6 protein-coding genes are annotated in these 6,011 nt (G+C 64.1%); 3 read left to right on the forward strand and 3 right to left on the reverse strand.

From position 1 onward, the window contains the following. Positions 1-76: 76 nt before the first annotated feature. Complete coding sequence (locus QMG52_RS13040) at positions 77-712, forward strand: AmiS/UreI family transporter (RefSeq protein ID WP_283560820.1); 636 nt, start codon at positions 77-79, stop codon at positions 710-712. A gap of 210 nt (positions 713-922) precedes the next feature. Here the strand turns inward: QMG52_RS13040 and QMG52_RS13045 are convergent, their stop codons facing one another. From QMG52_RS13045 to QMG52_RS13055, 3 genes are read right to left on the reverse strand one after another with little or no spacing between them, the layout of a single operon-like run. Continuing rightward, a complete protein-coding gene (locus QMG52_RS13045) occupies positions 923-1,549 on the reverse strand; it encodes a LutC/YkgG family protein (protein WP_283560821.1) in 627 nt (208 codons plus the stop codon). Continuing rightward, positions 1,546-3,060: a LutB/LldF family L-lactate oxidation iron-sulfur protein gene (locus QMG52_RS13050; RefSeq protein ID WP_283560822.1), complete on the reverse strand. Its 1,515-nt coding sequence runs from the start codon at positions 3,058-3,060 to the stop codon at positions 1,546-1,548. The genes QMG52_RS13045 and QMG52_RS13050 overlap by 4 nt, the downstream gene beginning before the upstream one ends. Continuing rightward, entirely contained in the window at positions 3,057-3,860 is an 804-nt protein-coding gene (locus tag QMG52_RS13055) for a (Fe-S)-binding protein (protein ID WP_283560823.1), read from the reverse strand. The genes QMG52_RS13050 and QMG52_RS13055 overlap by 4 nt, the downstream gene beginning before the upstream one ends. 218 nt (positions 3,861-4,078) lie before the next feature. Here QMG52_RS13055 and QMG52_RS13060 point away from each other — a divergent pair, with 218 nt between their 5' ends. Both QMG52_RS13060 and QMG52_RS13065 read left to right on the forward strand, forming a co-directional pair. Then, on the forward strand, positions 4,079-4,813 hold the full coding sequence (locus QMG52_RS13060; RefSeq protein ID WP_283560824.1) for a FadR/GntR family transcriptional regulator: 735 nt from the start codon (positions 4,079-4,081) through the stop codon (positions 4,811-4,813). A gap of 662 nt (positions 4,814-5,475) precedes the next feature. Next, a partial coding sequence (locus tag QMG52_RS13065; RefSeq protein WP_283560825.1) for a hypothetical protein occupies positions 5,476-6,011 on the forward strand: 536 nt, incomplete at its 3' end.

A 6,011-nucleotide genomic window follows, 5' to 3' on the forward strand; every position in this document is an offset into this window, starting at 1 on the left:
ATCGATCGATTCGTCCTTTCCAAACCAGATTCGGCCGGTCACCACGTGTCATCGTCTGTTTAGCAATGGAGCGCTCATGAGCAGTGTGGGTTTGCTGTATGTAGGGGCCGTGCTCTTTGTTAACGGTCTCATGCTCATCGGACTTGTACCCGGAAAATCGGCTGGTATACTGAATTTCTTTGTCGGCGGCATGCAGGTGCTTTTCCCCACTGTCATCATCCTGCAGGCCGATAACAATCTGCCGGCAATCTTCGCAGCCGCCGGCCTCTATCTGTTTGGCTTCACGTACCTCTACGTCGGCATTCTTCAGTTCACCGGGATTACCGGAGAAGGCCTCGGCTGGTTCTCGCTCTTCGTGGCGGCGTGCGCCGTCGTCATCGGTATTCTACAGTTCACCATGATCAACGATCCTGTTTTCGGAGTCATCTGGTTTGTCTGGGCTATTCTCTGGTTCATGTTCTTCCTGCTGCTGGGCCTCGGGAAAAAATCCCTGACGCATGCCACCGGCTGGTTCACGATCCTCATCAGCCAGCCGACCGCTACCATTCCGGCCTTCTTCCTGTTGGTCGGGAAATACGAAACCAATGCCGCCCTGGCTGTCCTGCTTGCGGTCCTTGCGGTGATTGCCCTCGCCGCCGCCCTGTTCCTGGGCCGCAATGCGGTGCGGACCCGGGACGCTGCCGAGGCACCAGGAATCCTGCAGACCGTATGAGCGCACACCGCTCTCCTCCGGGAGAACGGCAGCAACGAGGATATTGAGAACCTCTCGAAGGACTCGGACTCTCTCGACTCCCATCTGTCGTACGGCGGCCCGTACCAAATCGATCCGGGCATCGCGGCGCCCAGGGCGAACAACAAGTGAGGCACCGTGTGGTCAGCAGGACGCCCTGCCGGCCACGCGGGAGTCAGCTGGCCGGCGGAGCTATACGGCAATAATGACGTCCAGCCGCCGCGGTCCGTGCACTCCCTCGACACGCTCCAGTTCAATGTCGCTGGTGGCACTGGGGCCGCTGATCAGGGTCAGCGGACGGGTGCCGTCAAGGCGCTGGAGTGCCTCCGGCAGAATCCCGGCAATACTCTCCACCGGCACCACACAAACGTGGTGGTCCGGCACCAGCGAAATGGCCCGCCGGCCCTGATCGGCGGAGCCGTCCAGCACGATCGTTCCGGTCTCGGCCACCGAGACAGCGCTCGATGTCAGCACGGCGTCCATCGCGTCCAGCCTGGCGATGGAGAGGGGACTCTCGAGGCTGTCGACGACGGCGCGGGCCGGTTCGGTGTCAAAGGCCAGCCACGCTGCGGGCAGGCCTGGCGGGATCACAAACTGGCCGGCGCCAGCCAGCAGCCCGCCGATCCGGCCGCTGACGCCGTCGGACTCCTCCACGAAGACGTTAGCCTTGTAATCCACCAGACGGTCCACCAGCAGCGCCACCAGCGCTTGAGCGTCCAGCCCGGACGTACGCCGGTAATCACGGGGAACCGGCGGAACCGCTGGCTGATCGGACAGTGCGGCGCGGATCCGGTCCAGAATTTCTTCCCGTGCGCTCATGCGTTCTCTCCCGTTCCGGCCGCCGTGTCAGCCGTGGGTACATGTTCTTTTTTCCACCAGTCACGGAACGACTGCGCCGGCGGCGCGGGAATATCCCTGCTTTGCGTCCAGCCGCCGGCAAGGCCAGGAAGCCGCTTGATCAACCGATCCGGCCCGGCCGCCAGCTTGCCCAGCGGCAGTCCCTTCTCCGCCAGGCCCAAATTGCGGCCGGAGGAGAGCGCAACCTTAGCCACTGTCATCCCCACGTCCATCTGGCTGGGCAGTTTACGCTTGGCATGCTGAGCGTCGACGTCCTTACCGCGCAGGTGGACCAAGATCTCCGGGATATTGATCTTGACCGGACAGGCATCAAAACAGGCCCCGCACAACGAGGAGGCGTACGGCAAAGAGTTGTTTTCCTCGGCCTCGATCCCTGTCATCAGCGGGGAAAGAATGGCTCCGATGGGACCGGGATAGGTGGAGCCATAGGCATGGCCGCCGGTGCGCTCGTAGACCGGGCAGACGTTCATGCACGCGCTGCAGCGGATACAGTGCAGCGCGGAACGGCCCATTTCGTCGGCAAGCGCAGCGGTGCGGCCGTTATCCAGCAGCACCAGGTGGAAGTTCTGCGGCCCGTCCCCCTCGGTGACGCCCGTCCACAGCGAAGTGTAGGGATTCATCCGTTCACCGGTGGACGAGCGCGGCAGCAGCGCCATGAAGACTTCAAGGTCCTGGAACGTCGGTACCAGTTTCTCGATGCCCATCACTGTGATCAGTGTTTCCGGCAGCGTCAGGCACATCCGGCCGTTTCCTTCCGACTCCACCACCGCCAGGGTGCCGGAATCGGCGATCGCGAAGTTTGCCCCGGAGACGGCAACCTTCGCGGTGAGGAATTTCCGCCGCAGGTGCGTACGGGCAGCCATCGCCAGCTGCCGGGGATCATCGGTCAGCTCCGGATCCACCCCGGCCATCCCGGCCAGGAAGATGTCCCGGATCTCGGTCCTGTTCTTGTGGATGGCGGGCACCAGAATGTGGCTCGGTTTGTCATGGCCCAACTGGACGATGAGTTCGGCCAGGTCCGTCTCGTAGGCCGCGATTCCCTGTTCTTCCAGGTACTCGTTGAGACCGGTTTCCTGCGTGGCCATGGATTTGACCTTGACGACCTCGGTGGCGCCCTCGGCCCGAATGAGACCGGTGACAATCTCATTGGCTTCCTGCGCGTCACGGGCCCAGTGCACCGTGCCGCCGCGCCTGGTGACATTTTCCTCGAGCTGCACCAGCAGCCGGGGAAGATCGGCCATGACCTGCTGTTTGAGCACGCTGCCGGCTTCGCGCAGTTCCTCCCAATCGGGAAGCTCGGAAACCACGCCGATACGCTTCTCGCGGATGGTCCTGGTGGCATGGCCCAGATTCGCGCGCAGCTGGGTGTTGGCGAGTTCGCGGTGCGCGGCCTGCGGGAAGGGCTCGGTCGCGAACAGGTTACCGCTGCCGTAACTGGCGATCTTCGGCATACCCAGACTGACCTGGCTCATGAGCGTCCTCGTCCGGTCAGCTGTTCGACCTCGCCGGACACGGAGACGGGCGCTGCCATCGTGCTGGCAAGTATCTCGGCAAAGTGCAGGGTTGCGGTGCCGCTTCCTTTGCGGGAAAGGCCGCCGCCGATGTGCAGCAGGCAGGAGGCGTCGCCGCCCGTGCACAGTTCTGCGCCGGAGGCTTCAATAGTGGCCACCTTGTCCTCGAGCATCGCACTCGAGACATCCGCGTTCTTCATCGAAAAAGTGCCACCGAATCCGCAGCACTGATCCGGTTCGGCAAGGTTGCGCAGATCGATCCCGGCAACCGTCCGCAGCAGGTCCAGCTGCCGGTCACCCAGGCGGAGCAAACGCATGCCGTGGCAACTGGGGTGGTACGTCACCGTGTGCGGGAAGTATGAGCCCAGCTGGGCCGCGGCGTCGGTGATGCCCAGGACGTCCACCAGAAGCTGGGAGAGTTCGTAGGTCTTAGCGCCGACGGCGTTGGCCCGGTTTTCCAGCGCAGCGTCACCGCAGTGCCGGGCAATCATCGGCTGCTGATGCTTCACCGATGCAACACAGGAAGCAGAAGGCGCAACGGCGACGTCGTAGTCCCCGTGGCTGAACGCGGCGACATGGTTTGCGACCACCGGCAGCGCGTCGTCGAAGTAGCCGCTGTTGATGTGCATCTGGCCGCAGCAGGCTTGACCGGCCGGGAAAACAACCTGGTGTCCCAACCGTTCCAAAACCGTCACCGTGGCCTTCGCGGTACGCGGGAACATAGCGTCCACAATGCAGGTGGCGAAGAGTGCGATCTTCATGGAATCCTTCCGGGGCAAGGTATGCCGGGACGTGGATGACGTGTGGTCAGACCATAGTAGCCCCGTGTTGCACGTCACGTCCACCTGCTGGCGGCTCTCGGTGACTGGAGCGCCGCCATGTGGCCGGTGATTCGGACAGCGGCTCCGGGACCGCTTCTTCACTGGGCGCCTGCGCATGGCAGGATAGAAAGGATTTCCAGTCGTCCAAGGAGGGTACTGTGGCGGCAACGCGGCGAACGTACGAGATTGTGCTCAGCAATATAGAAACGGACCTTCGCTCCGGTGCCATTAAACCCGGTGACCAGCTGCCCGGTGAGCGCGCACTGGCGCAGACATACGGTATCTCCAGGGCCTCTGTGCGCGAAGCCGTGCGCATTCTCGATGCCATGGGCGTGGTGCGCACATCATCCGGATCCGGCCCCAATTCGGGTGCCATTGTGGTGTCCAATCCCGCCGCCGGCCTTTCATCCGCGTTCAGATACCATGTAGCCACACGCCATCTACCGGTCCGGGACATTGTGGAAACCCGTATCCTGCTGGAAACCTGGGTTGGCCGGGCTGCGGCCCAACAGGAGCGCGACGGCGCCGAATTGGACGGCGTGCGGGGGTTGCTCGCCGCCATGGATGACCCGGGTCTCGATCAGGAGATCTTCCACGTCTTGGATGCACAGTTCCACGTTGCCGTCGCCTCGCTGGCGGGCAACGCGGTGATTGAAACCATCATGGTCTCGCTGAGCCAATCCATCCGTGGCTATGTTAATGAGGCGGTGGACAAGGTCGTCGATTGGGAGGAGATCGCCGTGACCTTGCGCCACCAGCACCATGGCATACTGGACGCGATCAGCGACCACGACCCGGATGCCGCCGAGGTCCGGCTGCGCGAACACATCGAATGGTTCTATCACCGCACGCTTTCACCGGACCCCGGCACCCCTGCTTTTCCCGAGAAGTAACTGGTCACGGGCAGTGGACGGCCCCCGCCGGCGCCGTCCCGGACCACCGGGACGTCCCAACGCACGGACCGCTGCGCCTGTTGCGAAGGCCCACGGCGCGCCTGGCATTCTATTCGTCCCCCTACCTATTGCCATCGTTACCTATTGCCATCGTTGCCCTGCACGCGCACAATGTACGTGTCCGGTCGCGTCGCCCGGGAATCAGCGGTCTCAACCGTTGACAATCCCAGCCGCCGCGACGCTGAACCGGAAGTTTCCGGGATTTTCCCTCGGCTGTGCATTGCGCATCGGCAGCAGAGGGATGGCGGGGAGGGGAGACCGCTGTGAACCGCGTCTGGAGTCCCCGTCATGCCAGGATGGCAGCGGTCGCTGGCTGCGCTGCCATAGGGCTGGCGCTCGTGACCGCCTGCGCCCCGTCTGCGCCGCAGTCACCACCTCCGGCAAGTCCACCAGCGCAGGAGTCCGCCACTGGCCCGAGCGCATCGGCCCCCTCAGGGAAAACCGATCCGGGCGCCGTCGTAAATCCCACCGGCCCACCGGAAGCCGGAGCGCCGCCGGCCGCAGGCAATGCCCTGGCGTGGGTTCCGCCTGGTCCTGCGGATCCGGCGGATGCGCCGCCTGATGGCTGGTACGCCCTCATGGAAGCGCACAGGTGCGACGAAATGGCCCCCAATGATGCGCTGGCGCGTGCAGCCCAGTCGATCTGCACCGCCGTCGATCCGCGGGCCTCTGCCGCGGACGTTTCGTCTGCTTGGGCGCAGGCGGCGGCCAGCTTCCGGGAGGCACAGCCGCCCGCGCCGACCGCGTGCTTGGAGGCGACCGCCTACTCGGTTGTCTCCAATCTGTTGGCCTACCACGTGGCGCACCCGAACAGCCCGGTGCTGGCCGCCGCGGGGTCAGGAACGGCATGCCCGCCCCAGCTGACCCGAGTCGACCCCGCGGCAGACGCCCAAGCAGGCACCAAGATACGGTTGATAGGCCACTTCGTGGAGCTTTCCGCGGTCCTCGTGGACGGGATAGCCGTCCAGTTCCGGAAGGTGTCGGAAAACAGGTTCGTGTTCACGGCGCCAGCGGCGCATTCCGGCCCCGCAACCGTTCGAGCCGTGGGTCCAGGTGGAACTACCATCGAGGGCAGCGCCGAGTTCACCTATTTGGTGCCGATATCAGCGTCGCTTGTGCCGAGCGGCCCGCAGGTGAC

This window comes from Paenarthrobacter sp. PH39-S1 (assembly GCF_030063245.1).
In the GTDB taxonomy this organism is placed as follows: Bacteria; Actinomycetota; Actinomycetes; order Actinomycetales; family Micrococcaceae; genus Arthrobacter_M.